Origin of the sequence: Siccirubricoccus soli, from assembly GCF_024178315.1 — a bacterium.
In the GTDB taxonomy this organism is placed as follows: Bacteria; Pseudomonadota; Alphaproteobacteria; order Acetobacterales; family Acetobacteraceae; genus Siccirubricoccus; species Siccirubricoccus soli.
In genome coordinates this window covers 1-15877 of sequence record NZ_JAMZIK010000217.1, presented here as the reverse complement: position 1 = coordinate 15877, position 15877 = coordinate 1, and the positions used below count along the sequence as shown (strand labels likewise).

General features: G+C 67.9%; 15 protein-coding genes and 1 tRNA gene. 1 reads left to right on the top strand and 15 read right to left on the bottom strand.

What is annotated here, in order from left to right; all coding sequences use genetic code 11:
• From NJ376_RS26550 to NJ376_RS26505, 10 genes are all read right to left on the bottom strand, one after another.
• Positions 1-186: GTP-binding protein (locus tag NJ376_RS26550; protein WP_252956379.1), on the bottom strand; the 186-nt coding region annotated here is incomplete at its 3' end.
• Positions 187-211: 25 nt separating this feature from the next.
• Positions 212-688, bottom strand: coding sequence for a 30S ribosomal protein S7 (rpsG, locus tag NJ376_RS26545; protein ID WP_149536161.1), 477 nt, complete (start codon positions 686-688; stop codon positions 212-214).
• A 12-nt stretch (positions 689-700) separates the two neighbouring features.
• Entirely contained in the window at positions 701-1072 is a 372-nt protein-coding gene (gene rpsL / locus NJ376_RS26540; protein WP_149536160.1) for a 30S ribosomal protein S12, read from the bottom strand.
• A 332-nt stretch (positions 1073-1404) separates the two neighbouring features.
• Positions 1405-5562 carry a DNA-directed RNA polymerase subunit beta' gene (rpoC, locus tag NJ376_RS26535; RefSeq protein WP_252956378.1) on the bottom strand — a complete coding sequence of 1386 codons (4158 nt, stop codon included), beginning with the start codon at positions 5560-5562 and terminating at the stop codon, positions 1405-1407.
• 79 nt (positions 5563-5641) lie between these two features.
• Complete coding sequence (rpoB, locus tag NJ376_RS26530; RefSeq protein WP_252956377.1) at positions 5642-9820, bottom strand: DNA-directed RNA polymerase subunit beta; 4179 nt, start codon at positions 9818-9820, stop codon at positions 5642-5644.
• 208 nt (positions 9821-10028) lie between these two features.
• Entirely contained in the window at positions 10029-10415 is a 387-nt protein-coding gene (gene rplL / locus NJ376_RS26525) for a 50S ribosomal protein L7/L12 (protein WP_252956376.1), read from the bottom strand.
• 112 nt (positions 10416-10527) lie between these two features.
• Positions 10528-11046, bottom strand: a complete 519-nt coding sequence (gene rplJ / locus NJ376_RS26520) for a 50S ribosomal protein L10 (RefSeq protein WP_252956375.1) — start codon at positions 11044-11046, stop codon at positions 10528-10530.
• Positions 11047-11375: 329 nt separating this feature from the next.
• Entirely contained in the window at positions 11376-12077 is a 702-nt protein-coding gene (rplA, locus tag NJ376_RS26515) for a 50S ribosomal protein L1 (protein WP_252956374.1), read from the bottom strand.
• A 3-nt stretch (positions 12078-12080) separates the two neighbouring features.
• Positions 12081-12515 (bottom strand): 50S ribosomal protein L11, encoded by a 435-nt coding sequence (gene rplK, locus NJ376_RS26510; RefSeq protein WP_252956373.1) that lies wholly within the window; start codon positions 12513-12515, stop codon positions 12081-12083.
• A gap of 270 nt (positions 12516-12785) precedes the next feature.
• The gene (locus tag NJ376_RS26505; RefSeq protein ID WP_252956372.1) at positions 12786-13052 is read right to left on the bottom strand and encodes a GlsB/YeaQ/YmgE family stress response membrane protein; all 267 of its coding nucleotides are present in this window, start codon (positions 13050-13052) and stop codon (positions 12786-12788) included.
• A 147-nt stretch (positions 13053-13199) separates the two neighbouring features.
• Here NJ376_RS26505 and NJ376_RS26500 point away from each other — a divergent pair, with 147 nt between their 5' ends.
• A complete protein-coding gene (locus tag NJ376_RS26500; protein ID WP_252956371.1) occupies positions 13200-13778 on the top strand; it encodes a YidB family protein in 579 nt (192 codons plus the stop codon).
• A gap of 351 nt (positions 13779-14129) precedes the next feature.
• Here the strand turns inward: NJ376_RS26500 and nusG are convergent, their stop codons facing one another.
• From nusG to NJ376_RS26475, 5 genes are all read right to left on the bottom strand, one after another.
• Entirely contained in the window at positions 14130-14666 is a 537-nt protein-coding gene (gene nusG / locus NJ376_RS26495; protein WP_252956370.1) for a transcription termination/antitermination protein NusG, read from the bottom strand.
• Between the two features lie 13 nt (positions 14667-14679).
• Entirely contained in the window at positions 14680-14874 is a 195-nt protein-coding gene (gene secE, locus NJ376_RS26490; protein WP_252956369.1) for a preprotein translocase subunit SecE, read from the bottom strand.
• 177 nt (positions 14875-15051) lie between these two features.
• Positions 15052-15128: transfer RNA gene (locus NJ376_RS26485), tRNA-Trp, on the bottom strand.
• 31 nt (positions 15129-15159) lie between these two features.
• Positions 15160-15630 carry an RDD family protein gene (locus tag NJ376_RS26480; RefSeq protein WP_252956368.1) on the bottom strand — a complete coding sequence of 157 codons (471 nt, stop codon included), beginning with the start codon at positions 15628-15630 and terminating at the stop codon, positions 15160-15162.
• 92 nt (positions 15631-15722) lie between these two features.
• A partial coding sequence (locus NJ376_RS26475; RefSeq protein WP_456309947.1) for an EF-Tu C-terminal domain-related protein occupies positions 15723-15877 on the bottom strand: 155 nt, incomplete at its 5' end.

The window sequence follows — 15877 nt, the reverse complement described above, 5'->3', positions numbered from 1 at the left end:
CGTGATCCCGCGGGCCTTCTCCTCCGGCGCCTTGTCAATCTGGTCATACGCCGTGAAGGTCGCGCCGCCGGTCTTCGCCAATACCTTGGTGATCGCCGCCGTCAGCGACGTCTTCCCATGGTCAACGTGCCCGATCGTCCCGATGTTGCAGTGCGGCTTGTTCCGCTCAAACTTCGCCTTCGCCATTGTCGTCGTTCCCGATCGGCTAGCGTTACCAACGATAATGGCTGAAGGCTTTGTTCGCCTCCGCCATCCGGTGCGTGTCTTCGCGCTTCTTCACGGCTGCACCGCGGTTGTTCGCCGCGTCCTGCAGCTCGCCGGAAAGGCGCTCTTCCATCGTGTTCTCGCCGCGCTTGCGCGCGCTCTCGATCAGCCAGCGGATCGCCAGGGCCTGGCGCCGCTCCGGCCGCACCTCCACCGGCACCTGGTAGGTGGCGCCGCCGACGCGGCGGCTGCGCACCTCTACGGCCGGCTTCACATTGTCCATCGCCTCATGGAACAGGCGCAGCGGGTCGCCATTCGGCCCCACGCGGCGCTTCAGCGCATCCATGGCGGCATAGACGATCCGCTCCGCGGTGCTCTTCTTGCCGTCGTACATCAGCACGTTCATGAAACGGCTGAGCACGATGTCGCCGAATTTCGGGTCCGGCAGGACCTCGCGCTTCTGCGCGCTGTGGCGGCGGGACATCTCGTCCTCTCCTTACTTCGGCCGCTTCGCGCCGTAGAGCGAACGGCGCTGACGGCGCTTGGCGATGCCCTGGGTGTCGAGCACGCCGCGGAGGATGTGGTAGCGGACGCCCGGCAAGTCCTTCACGCGGCCGCCACGGATCAGCACCACGGAGTGTTCCTGCAGGTTGTGCCCCTCACCCGGAATGTAACTCACCACCTCATAGCCGTTGGTGAGCCGGACCTTGGCGACCTTGCGGAGCGCCGAGTTCGGCTTCTTCGGCGTGGTGGTGTACACGCGGGTGCAGACGCCGCGCTTCTGCGGGCAGCCCTGCAGCGCGGGCACCTTGTTCCGCTTCGCGTTCGGCTCGCGCCCCTGGGCGATGAGCTGGTTGATCGTCGGCATGACGCCCCTTCGCAAAACTTCGTCGGCCCCGGGACGCCAAAAGCCGAATGCCCGCAAGGCGAGCCTCACGCTCCCCTGCAGGCGCCCCGACCCGCTGCCGGCCTCAGCAAACCCCAAGAGCGGGGCCGCGGCGCCGGCTGCGCAGCGTTGTAGGACCAAATCCTGGCACGGCCCGCGCATTGCGCCCGGCCTTGCCAAGGGCGGGCTTACTACGCGTGCCCCCCGCCTGAGTCAAGCGTGCCGAAGTCCCCGGCGGCGCTTTCCAAGGAAAGCATTAAAAAAGGCCGGACTCCCTGCGGAGCCCGGCCCGTTTCGTGGTTGCAGCAGCCGGCCTACTCGGCCGCCTGGCGCCCTTCCGGCTCCGGCAGGCTCGGCTGCCCGGCCGGCAGGCGGCTGCGGTCACGCTGCGCCGCCAGCGCCCGCAGGCGGTTCATCACGGAGCCCGTCCCCGCCGGGATCAGCCGCCCGACGATGACGTTCTCCTTCAGCCCCGCCAGCGTATCGACCTTGCCCGCCGTCGCCGCCTCCGTCAGCACCCGCGTCGTCTCCTGGAAGGAGGCGGCGGAGATGAAGGAAGTGGTCTGCAGCGAGGCTTTGGTGATGCCCTGCAGCACTGGCTCGGCCCGCGCCGGCCGCTCCTTCGCCGCAATGCGCTTCTCGTTCTCGATATCGAACTCGATGCGATCCACCTGCTCACCGACCAGGTAGGTGGTGTCGCCCGGATCGAGGATCTCGACCTTCTGCAGCATCTGCCGGACGATGACCTCGATGTGCTTGTCGTTGATCTTCACGCCCTGCAGCCGGTAGACGTCCTGGATCTCGTTGACGAGGTAGTTCGCCAGCGCCTCCACGCCCAGCACCCGCAGGATGTCGTGCGGCACGCGCGGGCCGTCCACCAGCGGGTCGCCGGCCTTCACGTAGTCGCCTTCCTGCACCGAGACGTGCTTGCCCTTCGGCACCAGGTACTCGCGCGGGGTCGGCGGCTCGTCGCCCACCTGTTCCGGCACCACGATGATCCGGCGCTTCGCCTTGTAGTCCTTGCCGAATTCGACGCGGCCATCGATCTCGCTGATGATCGCGTGGTCCTTCGGCCGCCGCGCCTCGAACAACTCCGCGACGCGCGGCAGACCGCCGGTGATGTCACGGGTCTTCGAGCTTTCGCGCGGCAGGCGCGCCAGCACGTCGCCCGCCTTCACCGTGGCGCCGTTCTCCACGTTCAGCACGGCACCCGGCTGCAGGAAGTATTGCTGGGTCTGGCCGTCCTCGGCGCGCAGCAGCAGGCGGGGGCGAAGATTGGCATTCTTCGCCTTGTCCACCGGCTCGCCGACCACCTTGGCGGAGAGGCCTGTCACGCTGTCCGTCACCTCGTTCAGGGTCACGGACTCGATCAGGTCGGCGAATTCGATCCGGCCGTTCCGCTCGGTCATGATCGGCAGGGTGAAGGGGTCCCACTCCGCCAGCTTCTGGCCGCGCGTTACCGCCGCGCCCTCATCGGTCAGCAGTCGCGCGCCATAGGGCACGCGGTAGCGCGCACGCTCCCGCCCCTGCGCGTCGCTCAGCACGATCTCGCAGTTGCGGCTCATCACGATGGGCGCGCCGGTGCTGTTCGCCACCACGTTGCGGTTGGCGATCTTCACCGTGCCGTCCGAGGTCGCCTCCACTGCCGACTGCTCGGCGCCACGCTGCGCCGCACCGCCGATATGGAAGGTGCGCATGGTCAGCTGCGTGCCGGGCTCGCCGATGGACTGCGCGGCGATGACGCCCACCGCCTCGCCGGCATTCACCGGCGTGCCGCGCGCCAGGTCGCGGCCATAGCAATGGGCACAGACGCCGGAGCGGCTGTCGCAGGTGAGGACGGAGCGGATATAGACCTCCTCCACCCCCGCCTTCTCGACCCGCTCCGCATCGGACTCCTCGATCAGGTGGTTGCGCGGGATGATGAGCTCCCCGCTCGCCGGATCGAGCACGTCGCGCTGCGAGGTGCGGCCCAGGATGCGCTCGGACAGCGAGGAGATGACCTCGCCGCCATCCATCACCGCGCGCACGGTGATGCCGCGCTCGGTGCCACAATCGCTCTCGACGATGATGCAGTCCTGCGCCACGTCGACAAGGCGTCGGGTGAGGTAGCCCGAATTCGCCGTCTTCAGCGCGGTGTCCGCCAGGCCCTTCCGGGCGCCATGCGTCGAGTTGAAGTATTCAAGGACGGTCAGGCCTTCCTTGAAGCAGTTGATGATCGGCTGCTCGATGATCTCGCCGGAGGGCTTCGCCATCAGGCCGCGCATGCCCGCAAGCTGGCGCATCTGGGCGGGCGAGCCACGGGCACCGGAATGCGACATCATCCAGACGGAGTTCGTCGCCTTGCCGGCTTCCTGCCTGGAGATCTCCTTCATCATCGCCTGCGCGACTTCTTCCGTGCAGCGCGACCAGGCGTCGACCACCTTGTTGTAGCGCTCGCCCGCGGTGATGAGGCCGTCGAGATACTGCTGCTCGAACTCCTTCACCTCGGCCTTGGTGCGCGCAATCATCTCCGGCTTGCTGGCCGGGATCACCATGTCGTCCTTGCCGAAGGAGATGCCGGCCTTCGCCGCCTGGCGGAAGCCGAGGCCCATCAGCCGGTCGGCGAAGATCACGCTCTCCTTCTGGCCGCAATGCCGGTACACCGCGTCGATGACGTCGGAGACGTTCTTCTTCGTCAGCTGGCGGTTCACCAGGCTGAAGGGCAGGTTCGGATGCAGCGGCAGAAGCTGCGCGATCATGACGCGGCCCGGCGTCGTCACCACCCGCTCGCGAATGATGTTGCCGTCCTTGTCCATCGCGTTCCGACGGAAGCGGATCTTGGTGTGCAGGTTCAGCACGCCGGCCTGCAGCGCCTGCTCCAGCTCGCCCATCTGCGAGAAGGCCGGAGCCTCCTCGTCCTTGGAGGCGCGGAATTCCGGCGTCTCCAGCGTCAGGTAGTAGAGGCCGAGGACGATGTCCTGGCTCGGCACGATGATCGGCTTACCGTTCGCCGGGCTGAGGATGTTGTTGGTGGACATCATCAGCACGCGCGCTTCGAGCTGCGCTTCCAGGCTGAGCGGCACATGGACCGCCATCTGGTCGCCGTCGAAATCCGCGTTGAAGGCGGTGCAGACCAGCGGGTGGAGCTGGATCGCCTTGCCTTCCACCAGCACCGGCTCGAAGGCCTGGATGCCGAGACGGTGCAGCGTCGGCGCCCGGTTCAGCATGACCGGGTGCTCGCGGATCACCTCCTCGAGGATGTCCCAAACCTCCGGCCGCTCCTTCTCCACCATCCGCTTCGCGGCCTTGATGGTGGTGGCGTGGCCGTACTTCTCCAGCTTCGAGTAGATAAAGGGCTTGAACAGCTCGAGCGCCATCTTCTTCGGCAGCCCGCACTGGTGCAGCTTCATCTCCGGCCCGACCACGATGACCGAGCGGCCGGAATAGTCGACGCGCTTGCCGAGCAGATTCTGGCGGAACCGGCCCTGCTTGCCCTTCAGCATGTCACTGAGCGACTTCAGCGGCCGCTTGTTCGCGCCGGTGATGGCGCGGCCGCGGCGGCCATTGTCAAACAGCGCGTCCACCGCCTCCTGCAGCATGCGCTTCTCGTTGCGCACGATGATGTCCGGCGCGCGCAGCTCGATCAGCCGCTTCAGGCGGTTGTTGCGGTTGATGACGCGGCGGTAGAGGTCGTTCAGGTCGGAGGTCGCGAAGCGGCCGCCATCCAGCGGCACCAGCGGCCGCAGCTCCGGCGGGATGACCGGGATGACGCCCAGGATCATCCAGTCCGGCCGCGCGCCGCTCTCGGCAAAGGCCTCGATCAGCTTCAGCCGCTTCACCAGCTTCTTGCGCTTCGCCTCGGAGGTGGTCTCCTTCAGCTCGGCGCGCAGCCGCACGGCTTCCTTGCCGCAGTCGATGCCGGTGAGCATCTGCTTCACCGCCTCGGCGCCGATGCCCACGCTGAAGGCATCCTCGCCGAACTCATCCATCTTCGCCTGGTACTGCTCCTCGGTGAGGAGCTGGTGCAGCTTCAGGTCGGTCAGACCCGGCTCCAGCACGACGTAGGATTCGAAGTAGAGGACCTTCTCCAGCTCCTTCAAGCTCATATCGACCATGAGACCGACGCGCGACGGCAGCGATTTCATGAACCAGATGTGCGCGACCGGGCTGGCGAGCTCGATATGCCCCATCCGTTCGCGGCGCACCTTGGCGAGCGTCACCTCGACGCCGCACTTCTCGCAGATGATGCCGCGGAACTTCATCCGCTTGTACTTGCCGCAGAGGCACTCGTAGTCCTTGATCGGGCCGAAGATCCGGGCGCAGAACAGCCCGTCCCGCTCCGGCTTGAAGGTGCGGTAGTTGATGGTCTCCGGCTTCTTGATCTCGCCATAGGACCAGGAACGGATCTGCTCCGGCGAGGCGATCGAGATCTTGATCTGGTCGAAGGTCAGCGCCTGGCCGGTCTGGCCCAGGATCTTCATCAGCTCGTTCATGCGGCCTTCCTCGGGGTCGGGCCGCCGCGCCCGAACGGGGGCGCGGCCGCAAATGGATAGGCGATGGGCGGCAGCCGCGTCAGCTGCCGCGATTCTCCAGATCGACGTTGAGGCCGAGCGACTTCAGCTCCTTCACCAGGACGTTGAAGCTCTCGGGGATGCCGGCCTCGAAATTGTCCTGGTCGCGGACGATGGCCTCGTAGACCTTGGTCCGGCCGGAAACGTCGTCCGACTTCACCGTCAGCATTTCCTGCAGCGTGTAGGCGGCGCCATAGGCTTCCAGCGCCCAGACCTCCATTTCGCCGAAGCGCTGGCCGCCGAACTGCGCCTTGCCGCCCAGCGGCTGCTGGGTGACGAGCGAGTAGGGGCCGATGGAGCGGGCGTGGATCTTGTCGTCCACCAGGTGGTGCAGCTTCAGCATGTAGATGATGCCGACCGTCACCTTGCGCTCAAACACCTCGCCGGTGCGGCCATCGGTCAGCCACATCTGGCCGGAGACGTCGAGACCCGCCCGTTCCAGCATGCCCTCGATGTCCGACATGCGCGCGCCGTCGAAGACCGGCGTCGCGATCGGGATACCCTTCTTCAGGTTCTCCGCCAGCTCGATGAGCTGATCGTCGTTCATCGGCGCGATCTGCTCGTTGAAGACCTGCTCGCCATAGACCTCGCGCAGCCGGTCCAGCAGCTCCTCACGCATCGCGCCGCTGCGGCGGTACTCTTCCACCAGCTCGCCCACCTGGCGGCCGAGATTGGCGCAGGCCCAGCCGAGATGCGTCTCGAGGATCTGCCCGACATTCATGCGCGACGGCACGCCGAGCGGGTTCAGCACGAGATCGACCGAGGTGCCGTCCTCGAGGAAGGGCATGTCCTCCACCGGCACGACGCGGGAGACCACGCCCTTGTTGCCGTGGCGGCCGGCCATCTTGTCGCCCGGCTGCAGCTTCCGCTTCACCGCGACGAAGACCTTGACCATCTTCATCACGCCGGGCGGCAGCTCGTCGCCGCGCTGCAGCTTCTCCACCTTGGACTCGAAGCGCTTCTGCAGCTTCTCCACCGCGGCGTCGAATTCCCGCTTCAGCGCTTCGATCTCGGCCATCGCCGCATCGTCCTGCACGCCGATCTGGCGCCAGGTCGCCTTGGCGAACTGGTCCAGCACCTCATCGGTGATGACGGTGCCGGCCTTCACGCCCTTGAAGCCGCCGCTCGCCTTGCGGTTCAGCAGCCGCTCCCGCAGGCGGGAGTGGAAGCTCCGCTCCTGGATCGCCTTCTCGTCGTCGCGGTCCTTGGCCAGCCGCTCGATCTCGGCGCGCTCGATCGCCATCGCGCGCTCGTCCTTGTCCACGCCACGGCGGGCGAAGACGCGGACATCGACGATGGTGCCGGCGACGCCCGGCGGCAGGCGCAGCGAGGTGTCGCGCACATCGCTCGCCTTCTCGCCGAAGATGGCGCGGAGCAGCTTCTCCTCTGGCGTCATCGGGCTTTCGCCCTTCGGCGTCACCTTGCCCACCAGGATGTCGCCCGGCTGCACCTCGGCGCCGATATAGACGATGCCCGCCTCGTCGAGGTTGCGCAGCGCCTCCTCGCCGACATTCGGGATGTCGCGGGTGATCTCCTCCTGGCCCAGCTTGGTGTCGCGGGCCATGACCTCGAATTCCTCGATATGGATCGAGGTGAAGACGTCGTCCTTGGCGATCCGCTCGGAGATCAGGATCGAGTCCTCGAAATTGTAGCCGTTCCACGGCATGAAGGCGACGAGGACGTTCCGCCCCAGCGCCAGCTCGCCAAGCTCGGTCGAGGGGCCGTCGGCGATGATGTCGCCGGCCAGCACCTGGTCCCCCACCTTCACCAGCGGGCGCTGGTTGATGCAGGTGGATTGGTTGGAGCGTTGGAACTTCCGCAGCCGGTAGATGTCGACGCCGCGGGTCGTGCCGTCATCCCCCGTCGCCCGCACCACGATGCGGGCACCGTCGATGGAATCCACCACGCCGTCGCGCCGCGCCACGATGGTCGCGCCGGAATCCCGCGCCACCGCCGATTCCATGCCGGTGCCCACCAGCGGCGCATCGGCGCGCACCAGCGGCACCGCCTGGCGCTGCATGTTGGAGCCCATGAGCGCCCGGTTGGCGTCGTCATTCTCGAGGAACGGGATCAGCGCCGCGGCCACGGAGACGAGCTGCTTCGGCGAGACGTCGATCGCCGTCACCTCCTCCGGCTTCACCAGGCGGAAGTCGCCGCCCTGGCGCACGCTGACCAGCTCGGACTTGAACTCGCCGGTCTCGGCATCGACCTCGGCATCCGCCTGGGCGACCACGAGGCGCTCCTCCTCCATGGCGGAGAGGTAGCGCGGCTCGCCGACGATCTTGCCGTCCCGCACGAGGCGATACGGCGTCTCGATAAAGCCGTACTTGTTCACCTTGGCGAAGGTGGCGAGCGAGTTGATCAGGCCGATATTCGGGCCTTCCGGCGTCTCGATCGGGCAGATGCGGCCGTAATGCGTCGGGTGCACGTCGCGCACCTCGAAGCCGGCGCGCTCGCGGGTCAGGCCGCCCGGGCCGAGGGCCGAAAGGCGGCGCTTATGCGTCACCTCGGAGAGCGGGTTGGTCTGGTCCATGAACTGGGAGAGCTGGCTGGAGCCGAAGAACTCCCGCACCGCCGCCGCCGCCGGTTTCGCATTGATCAGGTCATGCGGCATGACGGTGTCGATATCGACCGACCCCATGCGCTCCTTGATCGCGCGCTCCATGCGCAGGAGGCCGACGCGGTACTGGTTCTCCATCAGCTCGCCGACCGAGCGCACCCGGCGGTTGCCGAGATTGTCGATGTCGTCGATCTGGCCGCGGCCATCCTTCAGGTCCAGCAGCACGCGCAGCGTGGCGATGATGTCCTGCTTGCGCAGCACGCGGATGGTGTCCGGCACCTCCTCGGCGGAGAAGCCGAGGCGCATGTTCATCTTCACCCGCCCGACCGAGGAGAGGTCGTAGCGCTCGGGGTCGAAGAACAGCCCGCGGAACAGCGTCTCCGCGGTCTCCGGCGTCGGCGGCTCGCCCGGGCGCATCACCCGGTAGATGTCCATCAACGCCTCGTCGCGGTTGGTGTTCTTGTCCACCGCCAGCGTGTTGCGCATCCAGGGGCCGACCTGCTGGTCGATGGCGAGCGTCGGCAGCCGCTCCAGCCCCACCTGCTCGATCAGGGCGAGCTTCACCTCGGTGAGCTCCTCCCCCGCCTCGGCCCAGATCTCGCCGGTGGTCATGTCCACCAGATCCTCGGCGACGTAGCGGCCGAGCAGGTCGGTGCGGCCAACCAGCACCTCCGTGGTGCCGCCCTCGGCGATCTTGCGCGCTGCGCGCGGGGTCAGCTTCACGTCCTTCTCGGCCACGACGGCGCCGGTCTTGGCGTCGATCAGCGACTCGGAAAGCTTGACGCCGCGGAACGCCTCGGGGTCGAAGGGCCGGGACCAGCCATTGGCGTTCCGGGTGAAGACCACCTGGCCGTAGAACTGGTTCAGGATCTCCTCGGCGTCCATGCCGCGGATCTCGTTCGGCTCCAGATTGGCGCCCTTCTCGGCGCGCAACGCCTCGGTTCGTCCGGAATCCAGGGCGAGCAGCAGCGTGCTGGCCGGCAGCTTCCGCTTGCGGTCGATGCGGACGTAGCAGATGTCCTTGGCGTCGAATTCGAAATCGAGCCAGGAGCCGCGATAGGGAATGACGCGGGCGGCGAAGAGGTACTTGCCGCTGCTGTGGGTCTTGCCCTTGTCGTGATCGAAGAACACGCCCGGGCTGCGGTGCATCTGGGAAACGATGACCCGCTCGGTGCCGTTGATGATGAAGGTGCCGTTGTCCGTCATGAGCGGCATGTCGCCCATGTAGACATCCTGCTCCTTGATATCGCGAACGGAACGAGAACCCGTGTCCTCATCCACATCCCACACGATGAGCCGGAGGCGGACCTTCAGCGGGGCGGCGAAGGTCAGGCCGCGCTGGATGCACTCCTCGACGTCGTATTTCGGCTCCTCGAGCTCGTACTGGACGAATTCCAGCCGGCCGCGGCCGGCGAAGTCGTCGATCGGGAACACCGACTTGAAGACTTCCTGCAGCCCGGTATGGGTGCGCGCATCCGGATTGACCTCCATCTGCAGGAAGGCCTCGTAGGAGGCGCGCTGCACGTCGATGAGGTTCGGCATCGGCGCGACTTCGGGCAGCCGCCCGAAGCTCTTGCGGATCCGCTTGCGCCCGGTGAACGACTTCGTGATAGCGTTCATGCCTGTCCCGTGTCCCTCTCGCCCCGGCTTCGCTGCCTGGCGTCATCCGATGTACCGTCCGCCGGCCCCTTCCCCACCCCGCCGGAACGGCCCGGCGGGGCGAAGAAACGGCAGCACGGGCGGCAACCCGCAGGTTCCCGCCCGTATCCGACCCAAAATGTCCCGGCCCCGGCGACGGACGCCCGGGGCCAGCGAAGCGGCTGAGGCCTTACTTGACCTCGACGGTCGCCCCGTTCTCTTCCAGCACCTTCTTGATCTTGGCGGCCTCGTCCTTCGAGACAGCCTCCTTCACGGTCTTCGGCGCACCCTCGACCAGATCCTTGGCCTCCTTCAGGCCCAGGCCGGTGATGGTGCGGATTTCCTTGATGATGTTGATCTTCTTGTCGCCGGCGGAGGCCAGGATGACGGTGAACTCCGTCTGCTCCTCAGCCGGGGCGGCGGCCGCGGCACCGCCGCCAGCCGCCGGCGCCGCCGCCACCGCGACCGGAGCCGCGGCGGAGACGCCCCACTTTTCCTCCAGCATCTTGGAGAGCTCGGCGGCTTCCAGGACGGTCAGGCTGGAGAGCTCCTCGACCAGCTTTGCGAGATCGGCCATGTCTGTGTACCCTTCGATCTAATGGCTTGGCTTGGCTTTTGCAACACCCAGGCTGCGGCCTCGGGCATTTGCCCGCCCGCCGGCAATCTGGTTCCGTATCCGGTCCAAACGGCTATGCCGCCTCGTCCTTCTTCGCGAAGGCACTGAACACCCGTGCCAGCTGCGAGCCAGGGGCCTGCAGCACGCCCGCGATGCGCGTCGCCGGGGTCTGGATCAGACCCAGGAGCTGCGCGCGGAGCGTTTCGAGCGAGGGCAGCTCCGCCAGCGCCTTGACCCCATCGGGGTTGAGCGTCTGGACACCGAGCGCCCCGCCCAGGATGACGAACTTGTCGTTACCCCTGGCGAACTCCACGGCGGTCTTCGCCACCGCCACCGGATCCTTCGACCACGCAAGCGCGGTCGGACCCTTCAGCAGCGGCTTGACGCCCTGGAAGCGGGTGCCGTCGAGGGCGAGCATGGCCAGCCGGTTCTTCGCGACCTTGTACGTCGCCCCTGCGCCCCGCATGCGGCGCCGCAGATCGCTCACATCCGCAACCGTCAGGCCCTTGTTCTGGGCGACGAGCACGAAGGAGGTATCGGCGAACACCGCCGCGAGGTGGGCGATGAACTCGCGCTTTTCCGTGCGGTCCAAATCCCGTCTCCGTCGGTGGCCGGCGCCTGGTGGAGGGGCGCCGGCCGGTTCACACGGGGGCCCGGACCAAAGGGGGAATCCCCCTGCCCCGAACCCCGGTTCGCCTGTCTGAGCCGGACCGCCAAGCCATCAGAACCGCCGGGGCAGGCCCCAGGCGGCGCGTCATTCTCGGCTTCCCGTCTATCGCCGGCGGGGCGTATCCCCTTAGGGCCCGAAGGCCACCTGCGGTCTCTGACAGGTTCGGCGGGGGCGAACCCCCGCCTGCCCGCCACCCCATATGGGGCGACGTATCTCTTTCTGCACGGCCGGGCGCCCGGCCGGGGTGAGGCCTAGGCCGTCGCGCTGAGCGAGGCGATGTCGACCTTCACGCCGGGGCCCATGGTGGAGCTGAGCGCCACCTTCTTCACATAGGTCCCCTTGGCGCCGGTCGGCTTCGCCTTCTGGATGGCATCGACGAAGGCGCGGGCATTCTCCAGCAGCTTCGCCTCGTCGAAGCTCGCCTTGCCGATGCCGGCATGGACGATGCCGGCCTTTTCGGCCCGGAACTCCACCTGGCCGGCCTTGGCGGCGGTGACGGCGCCACGCACATCCATGGTCACGGTGCCGAGGCGGGGATTCGGCATCAGCCCGCGCGGGCCGAGGATCTTACCCAGCCGGCCGACAATGCCCATCATGTCCGGGGTGGCGATGCAGCGATCGAACTCGATCTTGCCTTCCTGCACCGCGGCGGCCAGGTCGTCCGCGCCCACCACGTCGGCGCCGGCGGCCAGCGCCTCCTCGGCCTTCGGGCCGCGGGCGAAGACACCCACGCGCACGGTCTTGCCGGTGCCGTTCGGCAGCCCGACCACACCGCGTACCATCTGGTCGGCATGGCGCGGGTCGATGCCGAGATTCATCGAGATCTCGATGGTCTCGTCGAACTTCGCCTTGGCGTTCGCCTTCACCAGCCCGATCGCCTGCTCCAGCGACAGGACCGCGTCACGGTCCAGCCCGGCATAGATCGCCTTCAGCCGCTTGCCCTGCTTCGCCATGGCTCAGCCCTCCACCACGGTCAGGCCCATGGAGCGGGCCGAGCCGGCCAGCATGCGCACCGCGGCCTCCTCATCGTTGGCGTTCATGTCCTTCATCTTGGTCGCCGCGATCTCGCGGAGCTGGCTCTTCGTCACCCGGCCGACCGAACCGCCCTTGCCGGGGGTCTGGCTGCCCTTCTCCAGCTTCGCCGCCTTCAGCAGGAAGTAGGTGTTGGGCGGCGTCTTGGTGATGAAGGAAAAGGTGCGGTCCGAATACGCCGTGATGACCACGGGCGTCGGGGTGCCCGGCTCCATCTGCTGCGTCGCCGCGTTGAATTCCTTGACGAACTGCATGATGTTCAGGCCGCGCTGGCCGAGCGCAGGCCCCACGGGCGGCGAGGGGTTGGCCTTGCCTGCCGGGATCTGCAGCTTGATGTAGCCGAGGATCTTCTTCGCCATAACTACTCCTGGTCCCTGCTGTCAGGGAGGCGCGGTGCCTGCGGCGCGGGGCGGTCGTCGGCCCCGTCACCTCCCGCGTCCCGGATGCGTGAGCGGGCGCGTATGGGCGCGGACGCCGCCGCTGTCAAGCGGGAATTGCGCCGCAGCGGCGCCCGCCCGGCCCCGCGCCAAGAGCGGATCGCCGTAGGGCGGCATCGCCTGCAGGCGTGAATCTGCGCTGCAGGCAAAGGCGTAGAGCGCCTTCGGTGAACGCAAGTGAACCGAAAGGCTCTAGCGCGCCACGCTGTCCCGCGACCGCCGGGTCAGCAGGTTGTAGAGCGCGAGCAGGATGACCGCGCCGACGATGGCACCGATGAAGCCGGCCCCCTCCCCGGCCCGGTACCAGCCGATGGCCTGGCCCAGATAGGTCGCCACGACGGCGCCGACGATGCCGAGCAGGGTGGTGATGATGAAGCCGCCCGGGTCCCGCCCCGGGTGGAGGAAGCGGGCGATCAGCCCCGCGACGAAGCCGATGATGATCGTACCGATGATGCCCATGCCGGACTCTCTCCCCGGCCAGGGCACCGGTGCCCGTGGCCGCCCCCGACAAAGCGGCCGTCGCCGTCCTGGTTCCGGTGCGGCGGCACGAAAGCCCCGCCGCGGCGTTGCAGGGAGGCCAGAACAACAGGGCAGGAAGGATTCGGCATGGGCGAGAATCTGTTCGGCCGCTCCGGTGGCGGCCTGGCCGGAGGGCTTTCCGGCGGGCTGAAGCTGGCGGCCATTGCATTGCTGGTGCAGCAGCTCATGCGGCACAGCCGCGGCGCGGGGGGTGATGCCCCTGCGGCCGAGGCATCCGGCGGCGGCGGCCTGGGCGACATCCTGGGCGGGCTGCTGGGCGGGGGCGGGCAGCGCGGCGGCCTCGGGGGGGCGCTGCCCGGCGGGCCCGGCGGCCTGCTCGGCGGGCTGGGCGGGCTGCTTGGCAGCCTGCGCAGCCACGGCCTTGGCCAGCATGTCGATTCCTGGGTCGCACCCGGTCCCAACCGGCCGATCGGGCCGGATGAGCTGCGCCGGAGCCTCGACCCGGCGGCGGTGGAGGCGGCGGCGCAGCAGGCCGGCACCGATAGCGGCTCGCTGCTGCAGGAGCTGAGTCGGATGCTGCCCGAGATGGTGGACCGGATGACGCCCAACGGCCAAGTGCCGCAGCGGGAGGACGAGCTGGACACCGGCGGGATCAGCGACATCCTGCGCCGCCTGGCCGGCGAGGGGCAGGACAGGCAGCGCTGAGGCGGCCCGGGGCAGCCCCCGTTCCGGCTGCCTCCACATGCCGGCCGCCAGCCAAGGCGGCCGCCCCCGAGTGGGCGATGGGGCACCGATCCAGATGCCGACCGCGGACCCCTCACCGGCAGGGGATGCCAAGCCTGGTTGGAAAATCTGGGCGGTTAGGCCCCGGAAAAAGAACGGCTTGCCAGGGCCGATTGCCTTGGCAAGCCGGCTGACACTCCCGGCGAAAAGCGGGCCCGAGGCCGCGGGCGCTGGAGCATGCTGCGTTCGCTTGCGCTCACGCAGCATGCTCCAGGCCGCTGTTTTGCGAGCATCTTCACGCGGTCAGATGATCCCATCTGAACGCGATCTGCTCTAGACCTTCTCCACCTGGTTATATTCCAGTTCCACCGGCGTCGAGCGGCCGAAGATGGAGACGCTGACCTTCACCCGGCCACGCTCCTCATCCACCTCCTCCACCGTGCCGTTGAAGCTGGTGAAGGGCCCGTCGGCAACGCGCACCTGCTCGCCCACCTCGAACACCACCGCCGGCTTGCGCGGCTTGTCCACGCCTTCCTTGAGCTGGTTGATGAGGCGCATCGCCTCGCTTTCCGGGATCGGCGTCGGCTTGTTCTTGTTGCCGAGGAAGCCGGTGACCTTCGGCGTGTCCTTCACCAGGTGCCAGGCCTCGTCCGACATCACCATCTTCACCAGCACGTAGCCGGGAAAGAATTTGCGCTCGGCATTCACCTTCTGGCCGCGCCGCACCTCCGTCACCTCCTCGGAGGGGACGAGGATCTCGTCGAAGGAATCGGCCAGGCCCTTCTGGGCGGCCTGCTCCTTGATCTGCTGGGCGATCTTCTTCTCGAAGCCAGAATAGACGTGCACCACGTACCAGCGCTTCTCGGCCATGATCCCGTCCTCCTCAGCCCAGCCCGAACACGCTGCGCATCGCCAGGGCGATGAGCTGATCGACCACCAGGAAGAAGACCGCCGCCAGCGCCGACATGGCCAGCACCAAGCCGGTGGTGATCAGGGTCTCCTTGCGGGTCGGCCAGGTGACCTTCGCCACCTCCGTCCGCACGTCCCGGACATACTGCGCGGGATCAAGCTTGGCCAACTCGGTCGATCCTCAGCCTCGGGTGAATCATCCAATGGGCGGCCAGCCGACCGGCCGCCGCCCTTACGCGCCACTACACGCCCCGGCAGGCGAAGGGAAGCCCGGCCGGCGACAGCCGGGGGCCACGCAGGCCCTGGCGGAAGACCCAGGCTCCCGACAAGGCCGGGCCCGGCGGAGTGGCAGGGGCAGAGGGTCTCGAACCCCCAACCTCCGGTTTTGGAGACCGGCGCTCTAGCCAATTGAGCTATGCCCCTGCGGCGCGGGCGCGCAGAGCCGCCCTATAGGTCAGCCGAACCGGACTGTCGAGGGCCCCGGCGGCACCTCGCCCGGCGCCAGGTCCCGCACCACCAGAGTGCGTGCCAGCTTGTCGTGCCAGCATTGCCGCCGCGGATCCCACAGCATCCAGAAGAAGCCCAGGCCGAAGGGCAGGCCGGAGACGATGTAGCCAAGGTAGCGCGCCACCAGTCGGCCGATCGGCACCTGGCCGCCATCCTCGGCGGCGACGATGCGCAGGCCGAGCACCCATTTCCCGGGCGTCGCCTGTCGCCCGGCCCAGAAGATCAGCACCACCAGGGCGAGGATCAGGTTCTGCAGCAGCTCTGACAGCACCGGCGCCTCCTCGCCGCCGCGCAGCAGGCTGCCCGCCAGCCCCATCGCCAGCGAGAGCGGCAGGGTCCAGAGCACGTCGATGAACTGCGCCAGCACCCGGCGCCAGAAGCCTGCCAGCACCATCCCGGGCGAGGTCGCGGCGCGCATCCCAGACCCCTGCATGCGGTAACCCCCGAACGGCAAAAGGGCGGGCCACCCTGCGGCGGCCCGCCCCCTTTCGCAACCTGAAACGGTCGCCCCTACTTCACGATCTGGGCGACGACGCCGGCGCCGACGGTGCGGCCGCCCTCGCGGATGGCGAAGCGGAGCCCCTCATCCATGGCGATCGGCGCGATCAGCTCGACATCCATCGTCACGTTGTCGCCCGGCATCACCATCTCGACGCCTTCCGGCA